Below are 21,621 nucleotides of genomic sequence, written 5' to 3' on the forward strand. Positions count from 1 at the left end.
GAAATGGAGCAATTAACGAAAAACTTATTAGCAGGTATGAATCCTGAGCAGGAAAATGCGGTTAAAACAACCGAGGGACCGCTTCTAATTATGGCGGGTGCTGGATCGGGGAAGACACGTGTATTGACACATCGTATAGCATACTTAGTAATCGAAAAAGAAGTATACCCATCAAAGATTTTAGCTATCACATTTACAAATAAAGCTGCACGTGAAATGCGTGAGCGTATAGATGGCATACTAGGTAACGGAACTGGCGATAGTATGTGGGTATCGACATTCCACTCAATGTGTGTGCGTATTTTGCGACGCAATATTGATCAGCTTGGGATATCACGTAATTTTTCAATTTTAGATTCTACTGATCAGCTATCAGTTATTAAAAATGTTATGAAGGATGAAAATATTGATACGAAGCGTTTTGAACCTCGTGCGATTTTAAATGCGATTAGTTCAGCAAAAAACGAATGTAAAACTGCAGACGATTATGCAGGTCAAATCAATGAAAATAATCCTTACGAAAAAACGATTGCCCGTGTTTATAAAGGTTATGAAAAAAGACTACGCCGCAATCAGTCACTCGATTTTGATGATTTAATTATGACAACTATTACATTATTCAATCGTGTACCAGAAGTGCTTGAATATTATCAAAATAAATTCCAATATATTCATGTGGATGAATATCAGGATACGAATAAATCCCAATATTTACTCGTTCAGTTGCTTGCTAAGAAATTTAAAAATATTTGTGTTGTAGGGGATTCAGACCAATCGATTTATCGTTGGCGTGGTGCAGATATTAGCAATATTCTTTCATTCGAAAAGGATTATCCAAATGCTAAGGCCATTATGCTTGAGCAAAATTATCGTTCAACAAAACGCATCCTCCAAGCGGCAAACGACGTCATTCAAAATAATACAACACGTTATCCAAAAGAACTGCGTACAGAAAATGCAGAAGGTGAAAAAATCGTGTTGTACAAAGCTTATAACGAGCAAGAGGAAGCGCAATTCGTTGTACAAACAATCCAACAGCTTATTGAAAAGGATAATCGTTCATTTGATGACTTTGCGATATTATATCGTACAAATGCTCAGTCCCGTGTGATGGAGGAAGTGCTTGTTAAGTCCAATATGGCTTATCAAATAGTTGGTGGTACCAAGTTCTATGATCGTAAAGAGATTAAGGATTTACTTGCCTACCTGCGTCTTATTGCCAATAATGATGATGATTTATCACTCGCACGTATTATTAATGAGCCAAAGCGTAGTATCGGTGCAACTTCCTTTGAAAAAATGGCACGCTATGCGATTGAACAGGAGCGCTCTATTTTTGATGCTATGAATGATCTTGTATTCATGGGTCTTTCAGGGAAGGCTGCTAATTCAGCTGAGCAATTTTATGCAATGATTAAAGGCTTTACAGAGATGCAAGAATATTTATCGGTGACAGAAATTGTAGAGCAGGTCATTGACAAATCTGGTTATCGAGCAATGCTACAAAATGAAAAGACGATTGAAGCGGAAAGCCGCTTAGAAAATATTGAAGAGTTTTTATCAGTAACAAAGGCTTTTGAAGAGCGCAGTGAAGATAAAAGCTTAATTGCCTTTTTAACAGATTTAGCGCTAATTGCAGATATTGATGCACTTGATAAAGATGACACATCAAAGGGCAACATTATTTTGATGACGATGCATGCTGCAAAGGGCTTAGAATTCCCTATCGTCTTTATCATTGGAATGGAGGAAAATATTTTCCCACATTCTCGTTCACTTGATGATATGGATGAAATGGAAGAAGAAAGACGATTGATGTATGTCGGCGTGACGCGGGCCGAGGAACGTTTATATTTAACGAGTGCACAAAGCCGTACGATTTTTGGTCGTTCTAGCTTTAATAATGTTTCTCGTTTCCTAGGTGAAATTTCAGAAGATATTACAGAATCAATATCCAAAGGTGGTTCGAAGCCTGAGGTTCCGTTTGCCTCAAGTAATCGTTCTACAGGTGGCTATCAAAAACGTACACTTGGAGCGGTTCAGAAAACACAGCCTGCAACTGCTCGTTTACAAACAACAGGTGGTGACCAATTTGGCTGGAAAGCTGGAGACAAAGCGATCCATAAAAAATGGGGAACAGGTATGGTTGTTAGCGTAAAAGGTGAGGGTGATAGTACAGAGCTAGATATTGCCTTTCCACAACCTATTGGTATTAAGCGATTACTAGCACAATTTGCCCCTATTGAAAAAGGGTAAGCGGAGGAACTTAAATGAACGAAATTGAACAGCGCGTTATGGAGTTAAATAAATTATTACACGAATACGGTCATGCCTATTACGTGTTGGATAAACCTGTCGTAGCAGATAGTGTTTATGACCAATTATTGCATGAGCTTATTGCATTAGAGGAAGCGAATCCGTCACTTATTTACCCAGATTCACCTACGCAGCGTGTTGGCGGAGCAGTGGTAGAAGGCTTTAAGAAGGTGACTCACGATTATCCGATGCTAAGTCTATCAAACGCTTTTAACGAAGAAGACTTACGTGAATTTGACCGTAAAGTACGTCAAGCAATCGGTGATAACTTTTCCTATGTTTGTGAGTTGAAAATTGATGGTCTTGCCATTTCATTAAAATACGAAAATGGCGTTTTTGTACAAGGAGCAACGCGAGGAGACGGTGTTGTAGGGGAAGATATTACAGCAAATTTAAAAACGATTCGAGCAATACCTCTTCGATTGAAGGAGCCACTTACAATTGAAGTACGTGGCGAGGCGTATATGCCTAAAAAATCATTTGAAAAATTGAATACCCTTCGTACTGAAAATGGAGAAGAACTATTTGCTAATCCGAGAAATGCGGCTGCTGGTTCTTTACGCCAGTTAGATCCTAAAATAGCAGCGAGTCGTCAGCTATCAACTTTTATTTATGCAATTGGGGGAGATGGCGAGGCATATGGTATTGACGGGCATGCAGAGATGCTCGATTATTTAGAGGGACTAGGCTTCCCATCAAACAAAGAGCGTCAACGCTGCTCAACGATTGAAGAAGTACTAGCCTTTATCGAAAAATGGACTGACAACCGTCCGAATTTAGCCTATGAAATTGACGGTATTGTTATTAAGGTGGATCGCTATGCGCAACAGGATGAGCTTGGTTATACAGCAAAGAGTCCACGTTGGGCAATTGCCTATAAATTCCCTGCTGAGGAAGTAGTGACAACATTACTTGATATTGATTTAACGGTTGGGCGTACAGGTGTTGTTACACCAACTGCTATTTTAACGCCTGTTCAAGTGGCAGGTACAACAGTTCAACGTGCGTCTTTACACAATGAGGATTTAATTCGAGAGAAAGATATTCGACTAGGAGATACTGTCATTATCCGAAAAGCCGGAGATATTATTCCTCAAGTTGTAGGTGTAATATTGGAGCAGCGCCCTGAGGACTCAGTGCCATTTGTAATGCCTGAACATTGTCCAGTTTGTGATAGCGAGCTTATTCGTATTGAAGGAGAAGTGGCATTACGTTGTGTAAATCCAGCATGCTTTGCACAAATTGCGGAGAGCATTAAATATTTCGTATCGCGTAATGCTATGAATATTGACGGTCTTGGTGATAAAGTCGTTGAGCAATTATTACGTGCCGATTTAATTCATGATATCTCTGATTTGTATCACTTAACTGTAGAACAGCTTGTCGAGCTTGAGCGTATGGGAGAAAAATCAGCGACGAATTTAGTCAGTGCTATTCAGGCTTCTAAAGAAAATTCAATGGAGCGTTTACTAATTGGATTAGGGATCCGACATGTTGGTGAAAAAGCAGCAAAAATTGTTTCAGAGGAGTTTGAAACGATGGAAGCGGTGATGGCAGCAACAGAGGAACAACTAGTGGCGATTCATGAAATCGGCGATAAAATGGCTTCATCGCTAGTCGAGTATTTTTCAAATGAGGATGCTCGTGCAGTCATTGGGCGCCTTGCTGAAGTAGGCGTCAATATGACGTATAAAGGTAAAAAAGTAGAAGTAGCTGTAGGGGATAATCCTTTTGCGGGTAAAACAATCGTATTAACTGGTAAACTTGAGCAATTGACACGTAACGAAGCAAAGGCGAAAATAGAAGAGTTAGGTGGTATCGTTACAGGTAGTGTCAGCAAAAAAACTGACCTTGTCATTGCAGGAGCAGAGGCGGGTTCTAAACTAGCAAAAGCCGAGCAATTAGGTATTGAAGTTTGGAATGAAGACAGCCTGATCGAACAACTTAACCTCGTCCAATAAAGAATAGTGAAGATAAGTATGATGAATTGTCCTAGCCACTTGGTGGAACGAAGAGGCATTTTATAAATGTCTCTTCGTTCCACAGGTAAGGTATGAACAATTCGTCGAGCACAATTTGATTTACAGTAAAGGAGTACAAACATAATGAAGTCATTTCGACTCATTCCAGCAATTGTCGCTGCTGCAATGCTAGTCGGCTGTGTGCCTTCTAAGAAGGAAACAGAGCTTACACAGGAGACGCAACAGGAAAAAGCGGAAACAACGATTATTCCAAGCATACAGATTGATGATTCATACTATAGGACGCTAACACCTTATAAACAAAGTGCTAGCAGAGGATTAGTAGTTTCAAATATTTTTACGAAATATGATATGAAGGAAGTAGAAACAGGTTTAATGCGTCTTTCCCAAAATGAGTTTGACACAGAAAACTACTTCTTCCAAGAGGGGCAGTATTTAGCTGAAAGCACAGTGACAGATTGGCTTGCACGTAGTTCACAAACGAAGGATGGTTTAAATCCTCCAACGACGGACTCAATGCCAGCAGAAGAACGTGCAACGAAGGCCCCAATCTATTTATCACATATTGTTGAGCAAAATTATTTAACAAAAACTAGTGATAATAAAGTAAAGTTAGGCGGTATTTCGATAGGACTTTCCTTAAACTCTATTTATTACTATCAAAAAGAAAAATATGGAGAGTACTATGAGGAACCAATTCCGGAGGCAAAACTCGTTGAGCAAGGAAAGAAAATGGCCGCTGAAATTGTGTCTCGCTTAAGAACCCGTGATGAATTGAAAGATATACCGATTGTAGTAGGCTTGTTTAAACAAAAAGCTCGCAATGATATTATTCCAGGAACGTATTTTAGCTATGGCGTAGCAAAAGCAGGACAAAACGACGTAGCTGATTGGAAAGGTATTGACGAAGAATATGTACTATTCCCAACTAGTGAATCACAGGATGTATACAGGGATGTTAGCAATAACTTTAAGAATTTTAAACAAGATGTAGATAAATACTTTTCAAATTATACTAGTGTAATAGGAAAAGGCTTCTATCAAAATAAAAAAATTCAAAAGCTAACGATTGAAGTGCCAATCCAATTTTACGGCAAGTCTGAAATTATAGGATTTACTCAATATTTAACAGGTGTTCTGATCAATCAATTTGATAACATCAATGTTGAAGTAAATATTACCTCAATAAACGGTCCAGAGGCATTGATCGTTAAAAATACCAGCGAAAAGGAACCATACGTCCATATCTATTAACATATAGTCAGCCTCGAGCTGACTATTTTTTGTGGAAAGAAAAATGAGGCTTTGATAATTTACGTTGGAAGAATTAATCAGAAGGATAGATAGACTCTTTAGAGTGACGGATAGAAGAGCAAAAGTTAAGGATAGTTTCCTAGGATCGACGAATAGAAGAAAAGGCGACGGATAGAGAAGCGAAAGCGACGGAAGGATTCCTCGGAACGACGGATAAAGTCTTCGAAACGCCGGAAAGAAATAAGGGCGACGGATAGCCCATCGGAAGTGACGGATAGAGAAGCGAAAGCGACGGAAGGATTCCCCTGAGCGACGGATAAAGTCTTCGGAACGACGGAAAGAAACAAGGGCGACAGATAGCCCATCGGAAGTGACGGATAAAAGAGCGAAAGCGACGGAAGGATTCCCCTGAGCGACGGATAAAGTCTTCGAAACAACGGAAAGAAACAAAGGCGACGGATAGCCCATCGGAAGTGACGGATAGAGAAGCGAAAGCGACGGAAGGATTCCCCGGAACGACGGATAAAGTCTTCGAAACGACGGAAAGAAGAAAGGGCGAAGAATAGCCCATCAGAAGTGACGGATAGAGAAGCGAAAGCGACGGAAGGATTCCTCGGAACGACGGATAAAGTCTTCGGAACGACGGAAAGCCTCTTGAACCGAGAGCCGAGAGCATGGCACACAATCCATGCCCTACTCCCGAAAAGCAAAGTCTATATGAAGGACTTTAAAGACAGTCCCTAAAGACAACACTTCGTCATAGTAGTGAAAGTTTCTTTATTTTTGGTGAAAGTTGTGATTTTTAATATGAAAAATGTTATGATAATTTGCATGGTTAACTTTATTCAACCCTATTGTCATCGACAAAAACAATGAATTGAATGAGTATTCGGAGGTGTGGAAAAATGGCAAAATTAACAAAAGAAGAAGTTAAACACGTTGCAAATTTAGCACGTCTTGCAATTACGGAAGAGGAAGCAGAGAAATTTGCTGAACAGCTTGGTAAAATTACAGACTTCGCAGAGCAACTAAACGAGTTAGATACAACGAATGTTGAACCAACAACTCATGTTTTACCACTAGTAAATGTAATGCGTGAAGATGTGGCAACAAAAGGCTTAGACCGTGAAGTAATGATGTTAAACGTAAAAGAACAAGAAGATGGTCAAGTAAAAGTACCAGCTATCATGTAATACTAAAACATAGGAGGATTCCTCATGACGTTATTTGAACGTTCAGCAAAAGAGCTACAAGCTGACATTAAAGCGGGTAAGCTAACAATCGCTGATTTAACAAAAGAAGCATACGAACGTGTGGCAAAGCTTGACGGCGATGTACAAGCTTTCCTTGCTTTAAACGAAGAAAAAGCAACTGCACAAGCAGTTGAAATGGACAAAGTGCCATTTGAAGAGCGTGGACCACTTTTCGGTCTTCCTATCGGTGTTAAAGACAACATCGTGACAGAAGGATTAGAAACAACTTGTGCTTCTAAAATTCTAGAAGGCTTTATGCCAATTTACGATGCAACAGTAGTTAAAAAGCTACGTGAAGCAGGTATGGTCACTATCGGTAAATTAAACATGGACGAGTTTGCAATGGGTTCTTCAAATGAAAACTCGTACTATAAAACGACAAAAAATCCATGGAACTTAAACCACGTACCAGGTGGATCTTCAGGTGCGTCTGCAGCAGCAGTAGCAGCAGGCGAAGTACCATTCTCACTTGGTTCTGATACAGGTGGTTCAATCCGTCAACCAGCAGCATATTGCGGTGTTGTAGGGATGAAACCTACATATGGTCGTGTATCTCGCTTTGGTTTAGTTGCATTTGCATCTTCTCTAGATCAAATCGGGCCAATTACTCGTAATGTTGAAGACAACGCGCTTTTACTTGAAGCCATTGCAGGATTAGATTCAAACGATTCAACTTCTGCAAACGTAGAAGTTCCAAACTACGCAGCAGCACTTACAGGCGACGTAAAAGGCTTACGTATCGCTGTGCCAAAAGAATTCCTTGATGAAGGTGTTGGCGAAGCAGCACGCCAATCAGTGCTTGAAGCATTAGAAGTATTAAAAGGCTTAGGTGCTACAGTAGAAGAAGTATCACTTCCTCATTCGAAATACGCACTTGCAGCATACTATATTCTTTCTTCTTCAGAAGCGTCTTCTAACCTTTCTCGTTTTGACGGTATCCGTTATGGTTTCCGTGCAGAAAATGTTAATAATTTGATGGACCTTTATAAAGAAACACGTGCACAAGGCTTCGGTGATGAAGTAAAACGTCGTATCATGCTTGGTACTTACTCATTAAGCGCAGGTACGTATGATGCTTACTACAAAAAAGCGCAACAAGCACGTACACTTATCAAAGCAGACTATGACAAAGTATTTGAAGACTTTGATGTAATCATTGGACCAACTTCTCCAACACCAGCATTTAAAATTGGTGAAAACGTTAATGATCCAATGACGATGTATGCAAATGATATTTTAACAATTCCTATGAACTTAGCTGGTGTGCCAGCCATTTCAATTCCATGTGGCTTTGAAAATGAGCTGCCATTAGGCTTACAAATTATCGGTAAATACTTCGACGAAGCAACAATTTACCGTGTAGCTCATGCTTTTGAACAAGCAACCGAGTTCCATAAACAAGTTCCTCAAATTTGGGAGGGAAAATAACATGAACTTTGAAACAGTCATTGGTTTAGAAGTACACGTTGAGTTAAAAACGAACTCAAAAATCTTCTCATCGGCACCAGCTCATTTCGGTGCTGAACCAAATACAAATACTACAGTAATCGATTTAGGTTATCCTGGTGTTCTACCAGTACTAAATAAAAATGTTGTTGATTTCGCAATGCGTGCAGCACTTGCACTTAACATGGAAATCGAACAAGAAACAAAATTTGACCGTAAAAACTACTTCTATCCAGATAATCCGAAAGCTTATCAAATTTCTCAATTCGATAAGCCAATCGGTAAAAACGGCTGGATTGATATCGAGGTAGACGGTTATACAAAACGTATCGGTATTACGCGTCTTCATATGGAAGAAGATGCAGGAAAGCTTTCTCACTCTGGTGATCACTCTTTAGTTGACTTTAACCGTCAAGGTACACCACTTGTAGAAATCGTTTCTGAGCCAGATATTCGTACAGCAAACGAAGCGTATGCTTACTTAGAAAAATTAAAATCAATTATCCAATATACAGATGTCTCTGACTGTAAAATGGAAGAAGGTTCACTACGTTGTGACGCCAACATTTCTATTCGTCCATATGGTCAAGAAGAATTTGGTACAAAGACAGAGCTTAAAAACCTTAACTCTTTCAACTATGTTCGCCGTGGTATAGAGCACGAGGAATTACGCCAAGCTGATGTTCTTCTTTCAGGTGGGGTAATTGAGCAAGAAACACGTCGCTTCGATGAAAAAACAGGCAAAACAATTCTTATGCGTGTAAAAGAAGGAACTGACGATTACCGCTACTTCCCAGAGCCAGACTTAGTTCGTCTATCGATCTCTGATGAATGGTTAGAGCGAGTAAAATCAGAAATTCCTGAGCTTCCAGATGCTCGTAAAAAACGCTATGCTGATGAATTAGGCTTAACACCATATGATGCAGGAGTTCTTGTTATTTCAAAAGAAATCTCAGACTTCTTCGAGGCTATGGTAGCTAAAGGTGCAGATGCAAAGCTTTCAGCAAACTGGCTTATGGGTGATGTTTCTGCATACTTAAATGCAGAACAAAAAGACCTTAAAGATACTGCATTAACGCCAGAAAACCTTGCGGAAATGGTGAAATTAATCACTGACGGAACTATTTCTTCTAAAATCGGTAAAAAAGTATTTGCTGAATTAGTAGAAAATGGTGGTTCCGCAGCAGAAATCGTTAAAGCAAAAGGTTTAGTTCAAATTTCTGATGAAGGTGCATTACTTGCTATCGTTACAGAAGTTTTAGACAACAATGCACAATCAATTGAAGACTTCAAAAACGGTAAGGATCGCGCTATCGGCTTCTTAGTTGGTCAAATTATGAAAGCTACTAAAGGTCAAGCGAACCCACCAATGGTCAATAAATTATTACAACAAGAAATTGCAAAACGTTAATTGCAATTATTATAGAAGGCCAAGAGAGCAAATTCGTTTTCTTGGCTTTTTATTTTAAAAAATATACATACAAAAGACTCTTTAGGGTATCTATACAAAGATAAATGCCTTGCCAAGTAAAACGATATTTGCTGTAAATCGACACTAAAAAATACCAAATTAACACTTAATAGTTGTCTTCAAAGAGTATTCATAGCAAAATATAGTATAGAACATGATATAGCTTTAGGAGGTAATCAATGAAAACTGAACAACAATATTTCGATGATGCGATTTCGATTCAACAATATATGGATAATATGACGACGTTAAAAGAGGAAAGCTTCCGTATTTATGATGGCTTCGAAGTGCCATTAAACGATGGTTTTATCGAACTACTAAAGGACAAGCAACCAAAAATTTTAACAATTACTGAGGATTGGTGTGGGGACGCCATGTTAAACAATCCAGTTATTCGTCGAGTTACAGAGGCAGCAGGGTTAGATATGCGCGCAGTATTACGTGATGCTGATACAGATTTAATTGATCGCTATTTAACAAACGGTGGCCGTGCAATTCCGATTTATATTTTATTAGATGATGCAGGGCAGGTTGTTGGAAAATGGGGACCGCGTGCACCAGAATTACAGGAACTAGTAGTGAGTAAGCGAGCTACTTTACCTGATAAAGAAGATCCTACATTTGAAGATGCACAAAAAGCACTATATGCTGAAATTCGTGACGAGAATATTACAAATAAAGCATATTGGACATTTGTCTATGAGGATTTCAAAAAGCAAGTAACAGCTGCATTACAATAATTATAAATCGTAAGGCTGCATATCAGAAAATAAGGACATGCCTTACTTTTGTTGACTATTGAAAGCTTAATGCAACATTTAAACGAATAGTTCGTTGAAAGAAATAGAATCTTATGAAGCAAAGAAGGTATGTTATGAAACGAGCAAGAATCATTTATAATCCTACATCTGGGCGTGAAGTGTTTAAAAAGCATTTACCAGAAGTATTGGCAAAATTAGAGGTAGCGGGCTATGAGACATCTTGTCACGCAACAACTTGTGAAGGCGATGCAACCATTGCAGCAAAAAATGCAGTTGAACGTGGCTTTGATATCATCATTGCAGTTGGTGGAGATGGCACATTAAATGAAGTTGTTTCAGGTGTGAGTTCATTTGAGAACCGCCCGAAAGTAGGTTTAATTCCGATGGGCACTACGAATGACTTTGCCCGTGCCGTGCACATTCCGCGAAATATTGAAGCTGCAGTTGACATCATTATTAAAGGCGAAACATTGCCGGTTGATGTTGGTTTATTAAATGGGGAACGCTATTTCATTAATATTGCCGCTGGCGGACGTATTACGGAGTTAACTTATGAAGTGCCAAGTAAAATGAAAACAATGCTAGGACAGCTAGCTTATTACTTAAAAGCAGTAGAAATGATCCCATCAATTAAAGCTTCTCATATGCGTATCGAATATGATGGCGAAGTGTTTGATGGGGATGCCATGATGTTTTTATGCGGCTTAACAAATTCAGTGGGTGGCTTTGAAAAGCTAGCACCTGATGCAAGTATTAATGATGGCTACTTTACTTTATTAGTATTGAAAAAAGTAAGCTTACCTGAGTTTATTCAGCTTGCTGCAATGGCATTAAGAGGCGAGCATTTGAATGATGATCGTGTAATTTATAAAAAGGCAAGTGTTGTAAAAGTATCTACTGAAGATGAAATACATTTAAACTTAGATGGTGAGTATGGTGGGGATGCACCTGCAACATTTGAAAACTTGAAACGTCATATTGAAATTTTTGTTCCACTAGCAGATATTCGTGAGGAAGACCGTATATAATGAACATAAAAAAGAGCTCTGCTTAATTTAGGTGGAGCTCTGTTTAATTTAAGGTGAGAGCCTGTTTAATCGAATTTTTTGGTGATTAATGGTTCATCACCAAAAGTTGTGGAGGATTTTTGTTAAAAAGTCTACTATGTAAATAAGTTGATTGGAGTGGAGGCTGGGCGACTCCTTGGGGATTAGCGTCACAGATGAGACCCTGCAGCGTAGCGAAGCGGCTCATCGGACGCCCCCAGGAAAGCGGCCAGCCGGAACGGAAATCAACCACACGTTTTGGTGATGGTCCATATTAATGGGTTAATCACCATATATATGAACATTTTCATCCTTTAATTGGTATTGTGAATGAATTAAGAAAAATGTTTGGCAAATGTGCGTATATTACTTGAACAAAATTTGAAACCTTTATAATAGGCCGAAATTCCGGTCCATTATAAAGGTTTTTTTCGTTGCAATAGTGGAAAATGGGGTAGAGATAAGGGAAAGGAAGTGTTGCCTTTGTATAAATCACAGGAAAGAAAGCTCATTTGGCTAAGCTTTGGTGTTGCAATTATTATGCTACTTTCCATACTTGGAAGAATATTTGGAGGTTAGGGGGGCAATGACATGGTGAATGAATCAGCAGTCTTTTGGAGTAGAGCATTAACGGAACTAACATTATCCTTCCATATTATTTATGCAACGATTGGTGTTGGTGTCCCGTTAATGATTATGATCGCACAATGGACTGGGTATAAAAAGAATGATGAGCACTATATTTTAATGGCAAGACGTTGGGCACGAGGTTTTGTTATTACGGTTGCAGTTGGAGTCGTCACAGGGACAGCAATTGGCTTACAGTTATCCTTACTATGGCCGAATTTCATGCAGCTTGCCGGTCAGACAATTGCCTTACCACTTTTCATGGAAACGTTCGCATTTTTCTTTGAAGCCATCTTTTTAGGCATCTACCTATATACTTGGGATCGCTTCGATAGTCAGAAGAAGCATATGCTACTGTTAATCCCAGTTGCTGTCGGTGCATCGATGTCAGCTGTGTTTATAACAATTGTCAATGCGTTTATGAATGCGCCACAAGGATTTGATATTGTAGACGGCCAGCTAGTGAATATTCAACCATTTTTAGCAATGTTTAATCCAGCAATGCCGACAAAGGTAGCGCATGTTCTCGTTACAGCCTATATGACATCCGCATTTGTGTTAGCAGCAATTGCAGGATATCGTATGCTTAGAGGTTCTAAGCATATATATCATAAAAAATCTTTATTACTACTTATGAAGATTGGTCTGATTTTCTCCATTGCTTCAGCAATTATTGGAGACTTTTCAGGAAAATATTTAGCAGAATATCAGCCAGAAAAACTAGCTGCGGCTGAGTGGCATTTTGAAACGGCAGACAAAGCTTCCCTTATACTATTTGGTGTATTAGAAGGGGAAGAAGTAAAATATGCTATTAAAGTACCTTATGCTTTGAGTGTTTTAGCACATAATAATCCAAATGCAGAGGTAATTGGCTTAGATCAATTTGCAGAAGAAGATCGACCACCATTATATATCCATTACCTCTTTAATCTCATGGTGTTTATCGGCATGTTTATGGCACTCGTTTCACTCGTTTATGTATGCGGGAAAGCACGTGATTGGCAGTTTATTCATTCACGTTGGTTTAGATGGATTGTTGTTGCAGGTGGACCACTTTCTATTATTGCGATTGAAGCAGGATGGTGGCTTGCTGAAGTTGGACGACAGCCTTGGATCTTATATGGATTAATGCGAACACCAGAAGGGGCCACGACGAGTGACCATGTAGATTTAATGATGCTGTTGTTTACAGGTGTGTATGCCGTATTAGGAGTAGGAAGTATGGTCGTGTTAATTCGTATGTTCAAAAAGAATCCAATTGAGCGAGAGTTAGAAGATCGCCATGCTGAAAAAGGCGGTGACATCCTATGACATTAGAGATTTTAGGTATTTCAGTTTTATGGATTTTCCTATTTGGTTATGTCATTGTAGCTTCAATCGATTTTGGTGCAGGCTTTTTTAATGCCTACAGCCTACTAATCGGAAAAAATCACATTTTAACAAATATTATTAAACGTTATTTATCACCAGTTTGGGAAGTAACCAATGTCTTTTTAGTATTCTTCTTTGTTGGGATTGTTGGATTTTTCCCACAAACAGCTTTCTATTATGGAACGATTTTACTTGTTCCAGTTAGTATTTCGCTAGTGCTTCTTGCAATACGAGGCTCCTATTATGCATTTGAATCATATGGCGCACGTGGGCATATTGGTTACACGTTGACGTATGGTATAGCAGGCTTACTTATTCCAGCCTCACTCTCTGTTGTATTTGCGATTGCTGCTGGCGGCTATGTTGATATTGCTGACGGGCAACCGTTCTTGAATTATTGGACGTTGTATACGAGCCCGTTTGCTTGGAGTATTGTCGTGCTAAGCATTGCAGCGGTACTGTATATTTCAGCTGTGTTTTTAACTTGGTATGCACATAAAGCTAAGGATCGAGAAGCTACAAATTTAATGCGTAAATACGCACTTGCTTGGGCGATACCATTAATGGTGAGTGCGCTCGGCATTATGTACGAAATGAAATTCATTAACCCTGAAAGTTACAATAACCTAGTTAATTTATGGTGGATGTTTGCCATATCTGCCGTGCTATTTATTATTACTGTAGTGTTACTATGGATGCGAAAAAATTACGGTCTTGCGGTTAGTTTATTGATTGCCCAATTCGCAGTGGCATTCTTTGCATATGGAATTGCCCAATATCCATATTTACTGTATCCGTATTTAACAATTTACGATAGCTTTACAAGCACACAAATGGCGATTGCACTCGTCATTGCGTTTATTTTGGGACTATGTCTGCTTATTCCATCACTGTTCTTGCTGTTGAAATTATTCCTTTTCAACAAAAATTATGTGACAGGAAAAGAAGATAATCACGCATAGGAGGTATACAACTATGACAAGCTTTTTGATTTTTTATGCACCATTTATAGTCGTCATCCTAGGTGTAGTTGCTGCATTCTGGTGGGCACCTAGAGATTACCATACAGTAAGGAAAGAGGGGAAGAGTCGCGAATAGCGGCTCTTTTTTCTACTCGTGTAAAGGTGATCAGTTTGAAGTGATTTCTGATCAGTTAGAAGAGGAGTCGACCACATTTGAGCCGTTAATATGAAGCCTTGTTCTTTTTTCATCCGCCTCAACATGCTACAATAAAGAGATTGAAATGGAGGATGTACGAATGTCAGCACCCGTGAAAAAGAATGACCGACTAACAGTTTATATAGAAGATTTAACACATGATGGCAATGGCGTCGCAAAGGTCGATGGCTATCCATTATTTATCCAAGGTGCACTTCCTAGTGAAACGGCGGAAATACATGTTGTAAAAACGTTAAAAAACTATGGCTTTGCGAAGGTCGTAGAAATTCTCGAGCCATCATCAGATCGAGTAGATGCGCCTTGTGAATATTTCAAACAATGTGGCGGCTGCCAATTACAGCACCTGTCTTATGAAGGACAGTTAAAATGGAAAGAAAACATGGTGCGTAATGTCATGCAGCGCATTGGTAAAATTAACGCGCCTGTTCTACCAGTGAAGGGCATGGAAGAGCCTTGGCATTACCGTAATAAAGCGCAAATACCTTTCTCCTCAAATGAAGCAGGACAAGCAATTGCTGGTTTCTACAAAACGAAGTCTCATAGTATTGTGGATATGGAGCGATGCTTAATTCAGACTGGAGAAGCGGACGCTATTCTTGCAGGTTTGAAAAAGGAATTAGCGGCAATCGGTATTCGACCATACAACGAGCAAACACATGAGGGAATGCTACGCCACGTAGTTATTCGTAAAGCACGAGCAACTGGTGAAGTGATGGTTGTTGTCGTAACTAAAAAGAAAAAATTCCCGCAAAAAGAAGCCGCTGTTGCGACAATCCAAAAGCTTGTCCCGAATGTTACATCCATTATGCAAAACGTTAATAGCGACAAAACGAACGTTATTTTCGGTGATGAAACCGTAAATCTGTGGGGCAAGGACGTTATTATTGATACAATTGGCGATGTTCGCTTTGAAATTTCAGCCCGTTCATTTTACCAAGTAAACCCTGAGCAAACGGAAGTTCTATACAAACAAGCATTAGACTACGCTAACTTGCAGGGTGATGAACGAGTAATTGATGCATACTGTGGTATCGGCACAATTTCTTTATTCCTTGCACAAAAAGCAAAGGCTGTTATGGGGGTTGAAATTGTCCCACAAGCGATTGAAGATGCAAAACGCAATGCAGCACTTAATGGCTTTACGAACACGTATTTCGAGGCTGGGCCAGCAGAGGAAGTTATTCCACGCTGGTATAAGGAAGGTAAAGAAGCGGATGTTTTAGTAGTTGACCCACCACGCAAAGGCTGCGATGAGGCTCTTCTTCAGACGATTTTAGAGCAACGTCCTAAGCGTGTTGTGTATGTGTCCTGTAACCCAGCTACATTAGCACGTGACCTTCGAATTTTAGAGGATGGGGGCTATCAAACGCAGGAGATTCAACCTGTAGATATGTTCCCGCATTCGACGCATGTGGAGGTTGTTACGGAACTAACTCTAAAGGAGTGATCATAATGGACGCAGCAAAAAAATGGCTCTCTATCCCGAAAGATATTAGAGAAATGCTCGTGAAAAACGTATTTTGTGGCAATTGTGGTGTAACGACAATTGTGAAGTACACGATACAAGAGGGAGAATATGCCCCTGTATTGAAGGGGAAATGCAAGACTTGTGGTAGGGATGTTGCTCGGGTGATTGATTAGTAAATGATAGAACTCTGAAAGGATGGAGTGAATATTCCATCCTTTTTGTGTAAACATGGAAGGGTTTTGGTTGAATTTTATGCTTGAATAGAAGAGGTTACTTTTGATATATGTGAATGAAAATAAACATTACCGACTTTCACAAATTATAAATGCCAAATGTATTTGTGTTTGATAATCAGTTATTGAGCATGATATAAGTGTAAAAGAAGTAGAACATTTGGCTTCATATATTTTGATCGAGAGCTTGAAGTTGAGAGGATTTGAGTTTGACATGATAGATAATTTTTGGCGTGACTTACCGCGACCATTTTTTGTACTTGCACCAATGGAAGATGTGACGGATGTTGTTTTTCGTCATGTAGTAAGTGAAGCCGGTCGACCGGACGTATTTTTCACAGAGTTTACAAACTCGGATAGCTATTGTCATCCAGAGGGTATGAAAAGTGTGCGTGGTCGTTTAATTTTTACAGAAGATGAACAGCCAATGGTGGCACATATTTGGGGGGATAATCCCGAATATTTTCGTCAAATGAGTATTGGTATGGCGGAGCTAGGTTTTAAAGGTATCGATATTAATATGGGTTGTCCTGTACCGAATGTGGCATCGAGAGGGAAAGGTAGTGGCCTTATTCTGCGTCCAGACGTTGCGGCAGAGCTTATTCAAGCGGCAAAAGCAGGAGGACTACCTGTCAGCGTGAAAACACGACTTGGCTTTAAAGAGGTAGATGAGTGGGGGGAGTGGCTAACGCATATTTTAAAGCAGGATATTGCGAACCTTTCTATTCATTTACGTACAAGAAAGGAAATGAGCCAAGTAGATGCGCATTGGGAGCTAATTCCGGAAATCAAAAAATTGCGTGACCGTATTGCACCAAATACGTTGCTAACAATCAATGGAGACATTCCTGACCGTCAAACTGGGCTACAGCTTGCTGAACAATATGGTATTGATGGCGTTATGATTGGGCGAGGTATTTTTAAAAATCCATTTGCTTTTGAAAAAGAGCCGAAAGAGCATAGTAGTAAAGAGTATCTTGATCTTTTAAGACTGCAGCTTGATCTTCAAGATCAATATGCAGAAGTACTACCACGTTCAATCTCTGGGCTGCATCGCTTTTTCAAAATTTATGTTAAAGGATTCCGTGGAGCTGGTGAATTAAGAAATCAATTGATGAACACGAAATCAACAGATGAAGTGCGCGCATTACTTGATAACTTTGAATCAAACAATGTTAAATGACGAAAAAGAGGGGCAATGAACCCCTCTTTTTCGTTGCCTAATTCAGTTTTGTAAAGTACCTTATCTCTTCTGTATCCGTATAAAAACCGACCGACTCGTATAGAGATAAAGCTGACTTATTTGTAGTTAGTACCATGAGAGTAGCTTTTTGTAGCTGATGAGACTTAAGGTATGTCATGGCTTGCGTAAGCAAAAACTGGGCAATACCACGTTTCCTCCACGGTTTACGGACAAAAACGTCCTCTATTACACCGTAGTCTTCTTCTTGCCATGCCATCAGTCCGCCAATTATAACGTCTGTTTGACATATGACCATGGATGTCCATAGCTTGTTGTTCTTGTATTCAGATAACCTATTTAGACCAAGTGGAGTGTCTGGCCAAATTTCGGCTTCTATATCGAGATAATCTCTTTCCTCGCTAGATGTCTCCATGTTCCAGTGTGAGAATTGAAATTCTTCTTGTAATGTTAATGCAGGAATAGGTTTATTCAAATCACGATTCATACGATATAGGCTATTTAAAGGGAGGTAGCCTTTTTGGATAAAAAACTGATTGTTTGCAGTTTCTTCGGAGTCGTTACCAACGCATAGGATTGTTCCATATTCTTTAGGCAAAGTTTCCTTTAATTGTTGTGCTCTTGTAAAAAGATATTGATAGACTTTATCGAGCAGAGCAATGTCATGTTCTCTGTCAGAAATAGTTTTAAGATTAACGTATATTGAGTGGTTATTCTCTATTGAACGACCGGGGGGTACAACGTTAATGATACTAACTTGCCCCTTAGCGACCATTTTCCCATTTTCAAATGCGCAATAAACGTTACGCCAATTATCTTCGTCTCCGACCCACCAAAATGTCGCATTTTCTTTTGCTGTTACGGATTGGTACAATTCTCTAAGTAAAGGCATGTCTCCATGTTCGAAATTACGTATGAAAATTTCTGTTGATGATTGGCCCAAAATAATCCTCCTCGTAGTATGGGATTTCGCAGTTTAGAAGGTTACTATGCGATATCTATACATTATATATCATAAAATGGTATTATATGTAATAATATTTTTGGTGCTTAAATCTTTCTAAAATAGCCTGTTACCCATTGCCCAAAAGGAGAATTAACGATGTACAATTGAAGACGATACTGAATTAAGTGCGCTTATTCAAGAAAGCTTGGAGCGCTATGGGTATACTGTTGTACAGTCTGAAGACTTTTTTAATATAAAATGGCCTCCTATCTAACTAGAAGGTGATTTTTTCTACTATAAGGCATTGCTTTTTTAATAATAATCTTATAAAATGTAGAACAACATAAAAGAACGAAATAAAATTCCTTTAATACGGTCCAGAGAGGCTGAAAAGGGCTACTTGATATTTTAAGGCTAATAATATCTTTGATTTGGCATGCCCTTTTGTCCTCTGTGACAGGAGGGCTTTTATTTTGCATTTAACCTCTTTTAATGGAGTCCCGTGAGGCTTCAAAAGAGAATGGACAAGAATTGTATAATCCATTCCCTCAAAAAGAGCTTTTTATCAACAAGAAACTGGAGGATTGTAAAGATGGATTATCGTAAGAAAACAGTGGTAGCTTCAGTAGCTGGTTTAACGTTGGAAGGGATGGACATTATGTTTATCTCCTTTGCGATGACAATGATTATTTCGGAATTTAACATTGATTTCGCAACAGGTGGGCTCATTTCTTCCGTAACGAATATTGGTATGCTGTTAGGTGGCATTATTTTCGGGGTTTTAGCTGATAAGTATGGGCGAGTAAAAGTATTTACTTATACCGTCTTGTTGTTTGCGCTTGGTACAGCTTTAACGGGGTTAGCAACAAATATTGAACAAATTTATATGTATAGATTTATCGCTGGTCTTGGTGCAGGGGGCGAATACGGTATTGGTATGGCGCTTGTTGCCGAGGCTTGGCCGAAGAATAAGCAAGGGAGAGCCTCTTCCTATGTTAGTGTAGGTGCTCAATATGGAGTTATTTTAGCAGCGTTACTAAGTGCCGTTATTCTTCCGACTTTAGGATGGAGAGCTTTATTCTTTGTTGGAGTGTTACCTGTTATTTTCGCATACATTGTGCGAAAAAATCTTGAGGAATCACCAGAGTGGGTGGCTGCTCAGAAAAATAAAAAAATCAACAAGCAACATGAAAAAGGGAAGTTGGCGCAGCTATTTGAAACGCCTCGAACTTCGATGACGACAATATCATTAATCGTTATGGCAACTGTTCAAATTGCTGGTTACAATGGCTTAATGATTTGGTTGCCATCTATGTTGCAAAAATCTCAAGGTCTATCCGTTTCAAGCTCGGCACTTTGGACAATTAGCACAGCAGTTGGCATGATTATTGGGATGCTAACATTTGGGCGAGTTATGGACCGATTTGGCGCAAAGCGTGCATTCGGAATCTTTTTACTTACCTCTGCATGTGCAGTGTTTTTATATGCTTATGCCACAGGTAGTTTCGCAATTTTATTAGGTGGTGCAATTGTCGGCTTTTTCTCAAACGGGATGTTCGCAGGGTATGGAGCTTTAATTAGTAGCTTCTATCCGGTGCAAATTCGTAGTACAGCAACAAATACGATTTTTAACTTTGGTAGAGCAATTGGAGGATTTTCACCAATCTTTGTCGGCTATATTCTTCAAAGTTATGATATGACGGTCGTTATGATCTATTTAGCTGCCCTATATTGTATTTCCTTTATCGTGATGCTTACTCTAAAAAAAGGGGCAAGCGAGGCTTTACAACCGGTTGGAATTAAATAAATCAATGATGCCTTGGCATAATTGTGTCTGGAATCGGCTTTGTGCTTAGGCCTGCAGATGTTTTTTGCGCAAAAGCGTAGTGCTAACGCTGCGTCAGCAACAGCACGATGCAGGTCAGTTAGCCGTTATCGCATGGATGCGATGACATCCTCGAACTTCTTTCCGATTCCGTGACATCCGCCGGAGGCTTTAACTTCTTTCAGCGGATGTTTTTGACTGGAAGCGTGCGACGGGTACAGATGTTTAAAGACACCCGCTGAAAGAAGTTAAAATATGAAAGAACGAATGCCAATTTAAAAAGCGATTCGTTCTTTTTTAATTTTATTATTATAATAAACCTTTTGAACGTTTTTCAGCCATTTCTACGAGGCGTTTTGTTATTTCTCCCCCGACTGAACCGTTTGCACGAGAAGAGGCTTCTGGCCCTAATTGTACATTAAATTCTTGTGCGATTTCATATTTCAATTGATTAACGGCTTCATGTACACCGGGAACTAGAAGCTTATTTGAACTACGATTAGCCATTTATCTCACCTCCTTGTGATTAGAATGGTCGAGAGTTAGCTAATCATACATGTTAAAAAATAAAATGCACATTCTAAATACTATAGTAAAGTAACTTTTGGAAAGCTAACTAAAATTGTGAATGTCTCTGCTATAATAAAGTAATGCTTCAATTAGGATAGGATTATTAGAAGCGCTTTTACCGTTAAAAATGGAGGTTGTTAAAATGACGAACAATGATATTTTAATTCGTTTAAGATATGCATTAGATATCAAAAATACAGATATGGTTAAAATTTTTCAGCTAGGTGGCATGGACTATACGAAAGAAGAAGTATTGAACATGCTCATTAAAGTTTATGATGAGGAAGAAGCACCAGAAGAATACATTAAATGTAATAATAAAATGTTAGAGGCTTTTTTAAATGGCTTTATTACATTTAAACGAGGTCCGCAAAAGCCTAAGCCAGGTCAATCAGAAGGACCACTACCTGTTTCAGGAAAAGAAAGCCCTAATAATATGTTATTAAAGAAAGTAAAGATTGCGTTAGCCTTAACGAGTGAGGAGATGCTCGATATTTTATATGATGGAGGCGTTAGCGTTTCGAAAGGCGAGTTAGGTGCCATTTTAAGAAATCCAAGTCATCGTAACTATAAAGAATGTGGCGATCGCTTTGTGAGAAATTTTTTAAGAGGGCTGACAGATAAGTATAGAAATTAAAATAACATTCACTGTGGATTGTCAAGTATGAATTT

At 39.1% G+C, this 21,621-nt stretch carries 18 protein-coding genes; 16 read left to right on the top strand and 2 right to left on the bottom strand.

The features are described from left to right. Positions 1-3: 3 nt before the first annotated feature. The 14 genes from pcrA to PVA17_RS13905 all read left to right on the top strand — a co-directional run bounded on the left by pcrA (position 4) and on the right by PVA17_RS13905 (position 17,590). Positions 4-2,256, top strand: coding sequence for a DNA helicase PcrA (pcrA, locus tag PVA17_RS13840; RefSeq protein ID WP_274068020.1), 2,253 nt, complete (start codon positions 4-6; stop codon positions 2,254-2,256). 14 nt (positions 2,257-2,270) lie between these two features. Beyond that, on the top strand, positions 2,271-4,277 hold the full coding sequence (ligA, locus tag PVA17_RS13845; RefSeq protein WP_274068021.1) for an NAD-dependent DNA ligase LigA: 2,007 nt from the start codon (positions 2,271-2,273) through the stop codon (positions 4,275-4,277). A gap of 144 nt (positions 4,278-4,421) precedes the next feature. Continuing rightward, a complete protein-coding gene (locus PVA17_RS13850) occupies positions 4,422-5,552 on the top strand; it encodes a CamS family sex pheromone protein (RefSeq protein WP_274068022.1) in 1,131 nt (376 codons plus the stop codon). A gap of 905 nt (positions 5,553-6,457) precedes the next feature. After that, positions 6,458-6,745 (top strand): Asp-tRNA(Asn)/Glu-tRNA(Gln) amidotransferase subunit GatC, encoded by a 288-nt coding sequence (gatC, locus tag PVA17_RS13855; protein WP_010857153.1) that lies wholly within the window; start codon positions 6,458-6,460, stop codon positions 6,743-6,745. A 24-nt stretch (positions 6,746-6,769) separates the two neighbouring features. Next, positions 6,770-8,233 (top strand): Asp-tRNA(Asn)/Glu-tRNA(Gln) amidotransferase subunit GatA, encoded by a 1,464-nt coding sequence (gene gatA, locus PVA17_RS13860; RefSeq protein ID WP_274068023.1) that lies wholly within the window; start codon positions 6,770-6,772, stop codon positions 8,231-8,233. A 1-nt stretch (position 8,234) separates the two neighbouring features. Beyond that, positions 8,235-9,662 carry an Asp-tRNA(Asn)/Glu-tRNA(Gln) amidotransferase subunit GatB gene (gene gatB / locus PVA17_RS13865; protein WP_132363462.1) on the top strand — a complete coding sequence of 476 codons (1,428 nt, stop codon included), beginning with the start codon at positions 8,235-8,237 and terminating at the stop codon, positions 9,660-9,662. A gap of 239 nt (positions 9,663-9,901) precedes the next feature. Beyond that, on the top strand, positions 9,902-10,462 hold the full coding sequence (locus tag PVA17_RS13870) for a thioredoxin family protein (protein ID WP_274068024.1): 561 nt from the start codon (positions 9,902-9,904) through the stop codon (positions 10,460-10,462). A 134-nt stretch (positions 10,463-10,596) separates the two neighbouring features. Further along, on the top strand, positions 10,597-11,511 hold the full coding sequence (locus PVA17_RS13875; RefSeq protein WP_248717208.1) for a diacylglycerol kinase: 915 nt from the start codon (positions 10,597-10,599) through the stop codon (positions 11,509-11,511). Positions 11,512-12,120: 609 nt separating this feature from the next. Beyond that, entirely contained in the window at positions 12,121-13,467 is a 1,347-nt protein-coding gene (locus tag PVA17_RS13880) for a cytochrome ubiquinol oxidase subunit I (RefSeq protein ID WP_132363456.1), read from the top strand. Further along, entirely contained in the window at positions 13,464-14,489 is a 1,026-nt protein-coding gene (locus tag PVA17_RS13885; protein ID WP_274068025.1) for a cytochrome d ubiquinol oxidase subunit II, read from the top strand. Before PVA17_RS13880 ends, PVA17_RS13885 begins: the two co-directional genes overlap by 4 nt. A 13-nt stretch (positions 14,490-14,502) precedes the next feature. Next, positions 14,503-14,625, top strand: a complete 123-nt coding sequence (gene cydS / locus PVA17_RS13890; RefSeq protein ID WP_256469478.1) for a cytochrome bd oxidase small subunit CydS family protein — start codon at positions 14,503-14,505, stop codon at positions 14,623-14,625. Between the two features lie 160 nt (positions 14,626-14,785). Continuing rightward, positions 14,786-16,153: a 23S rRNA (uracil(1939)-C(5))-methyltransferase RlmD gene (gene rlmD / locus PVA17_RS13895; RefSeq protein ID WP_274068026.1), complete on the top strand. Its 1,368-nt coding sequence runs from the start codon at positions 14,786-14,788 to the stop codon at positions 16,151-16,153. 5 nt (positions 16,154-16,158) lie between these two features. Next, a complete protein-coding gene (locus tag PVA17_RS13900) occupies positions 16,159-16,347 on the top strand; it encodes a hypothetical protein (RefSeq protein ID WP_132363450.1) in 189 nt (62 codons plus the stop codon). A gap of 274 nt (positions 16,348-16,621) precedes the next feature. Then, positions 16,622-17,590 carry a tRNA dihydrouridine synthase gene (locus PVA17_RS13905; protein ID WP_274068027.1) on the top strand — a complete coding sequence of 323 codons (969 nt, stop codon included), beginning with the start codon at positions 16,622-16,624 and terminating at the stop codon, positions 17,588-17,590. Between the two features lie 37 nt (positions 17,591-17,627). On the opposite strand, the gene PVA17_RS13910 is transcribed toward PVA17_RS13905, so the two are convergent. After that, positions 17,628-18,551: a GNAT family N-acetyltransferase gene (locus tag PVA17_RS13910; protein WP_274068028.1), complete on the bottom strand. Its 924-nt coding sequence runs from the start codon at positions 18,549-18,551 to the stop codon at positions 17,628-17,630. A gap of 595 nt (positions 18,552-19,146) precedes the next feature. Between PVA17_RS13910 and PVA17_RS13915 the strand changes: the two genes are divergently transcribed. Beyond that, positions 19,147-20,361, top strand: coding sequence for an MFS transporter (locus PVA17_RS13915; protein WP_274068029.1), 1,215 nt, complete (start codon positions 19,147-19,149; stop codon positions 20,359-20,361). 327 nt (positions 20,362-20,688) lie between these two features. Here PVA17_RS13915 and PVA17_RS13920 read toward each other — a convergent pair whose 3' ends face one another. Beyond that, positions 20,689-20,886 carry an alpha/beta-type small acid-soluble spore protein gene (locus PVA17_RS13920; protein ID WP_053483023.1) on the bottom strand — a complete coding sequence of 66 codons (198 nt, stop codon included), beginning with the start codon at positions 20,884-20,886 and terminating at the stop codon, positions 20,689-20,691. A gap of 205 nt (positions 20,887-21,091) precedes the next feature. Here PVA17_RS13920 and PVA17_RS13925 point away from each other — a divergent pair, with 205 nt between their 5' ends. After that, positions 21,092-21,586: a YehS family protein gene (locus tag PVA17_RS13925; RefSeq protein ID WP_132363442.1), complete on the top strand. Its 495-nt coding sequence runs from the start codon at positions 21,092-21,094 to the stop codon at positions 21,584-21,586. Positions 21,587-21,621 lie beyond the last annotated feature (35 nt).

The organism is Lysinibacillus sp. CNPSo 3705 (assembly GCF_028674935.1).
GTDB lineage: Bacteria > Bacillota > Bacilli > Bacillales_A > Planococcaceae > Lysinibacillus.

What these genes read in the sequence shown, in the direction of transcription:
- pcrA (WP_274068020.1), top strand. Translation starts at nt 4, where the DNA reads ATGGAGCAATTAACGAAAAACTTATTAGCAGGTATGAATCCTGAGCAG.
- ligA (WP_274068021.1), top strand. Translation starts at nt 2,271, where the DNA reads ATGAACGAAATTGAACAGCGCGTTATGGAGTTAAATAAATTATTACAC.
- PVA17_RS13850 (WP_274068022.1), top strand. Translation starts at nt 4,422, where the DNA reads ATGAAGTCATTTCGACTCATTCCAGCAATTGTCGCTGCTGCAATGCTA.
- gatC (WP_010857153.1), top strand. Translation starts at nt 6,458, where the DNA reads ATGGCAAAATTAACAAAAGAAGAAGTTAAACACGTTGCAAATTTAGCA.
- gatA (WP_274068023.1), top strand. Translation starts at nt 6,770, where the DNA reads ATGACGTTATTTGAACGTTCAGCAAAAGAGCTACAAGCTGACATTAAA.
- gatB (WP_132363462.1), top strand. Translation starts at nt 8,235, where the DNA reads ATGAACTTTGAAACAGTCATTGGTTTAGAAGTACACGTTGAGTTAAAA.
- PVA17_RS13870 (WP_274068024.1), top strand. Translation starts at nt 9,902, where the DNA reads ATGAAAACTGAACAACAATATTTCGATGATGCGATTTCGATTCAACAA.
- PVA17_RS13875 (WP_248717208.1), top strand. Translation starts at nt 10,597, where the DNA reads ATGAAACGAGCAAGAATCATTTATAATCCTACATCTGGGCGTGAAGTG.
- PVA17_RS13880 (WP_132363456.1), top strand. Translation starts at nt 12,121, where the DNA reads ATGGTGAATGAATCAGCAGTCTTTTGGAGTAGAGCATTAACGGAACTA.
- PVA17_RS13885 (WP_274068025.1), top strand. Translation starts at nt 13,464, where the DNA reads ATGACATTAGAGATTTTAGGTATTTCAGTTTTATGGATTTTCCTATTT.
- cydS (WP_256469478.1), top strand. Translation starts at nt 14,503, where the DNA reads ATGACAAGCTTTTTGATTTTTTATGCACCATTTATAGTCGTCATCCTA.
- rlmD (WP_274068026.1), top strand. Translation starts at nt 14,786, where the DNA reads ATGTCAGCACCCGTGAAAAAGAATGACCGACTAACAGTTTATATAGAA.
- PVA17_RS13900 (WP_132363450.1), top strand. Translation starts at nt 16,159, where the DNA reads ATGGACGCAGCAAAAAAATGGCTCTCTATCCCGAAAGATATTAGAGAA.
- PVA17_RS13905 (WP_274068027.1), top strand. Translation starts at nt 16,622, where the DNA reads ATGATAGATAATTTTTGGCGTGACTTACCGCGACCATTTTTTGTACTT.
- PVA17_RS13915 (WP_274068029.1), top strand. Translation starts at nt 19,147, where the DNA reads ATGGATTATCGTAAGAAAACAGTGGTAGCTTCAGTAGCTGGTTTAACG.
- PVA17_RS13920 (WP_053483023.1), bottom strand. Translation starts at nt 20,886, where the DNA reads ATGGCTAATCGTAGTTCAAATAAGCTTCTAGTTCCCGGTGTACATGAA.
- PVA17_RS13925 (WP_132363442.1), top strand. Translation starts at nt 21,092, where the DNA reads ATGACGAACAATGATATTTTAATTCGTTTAAGATATGCATTAGATATC.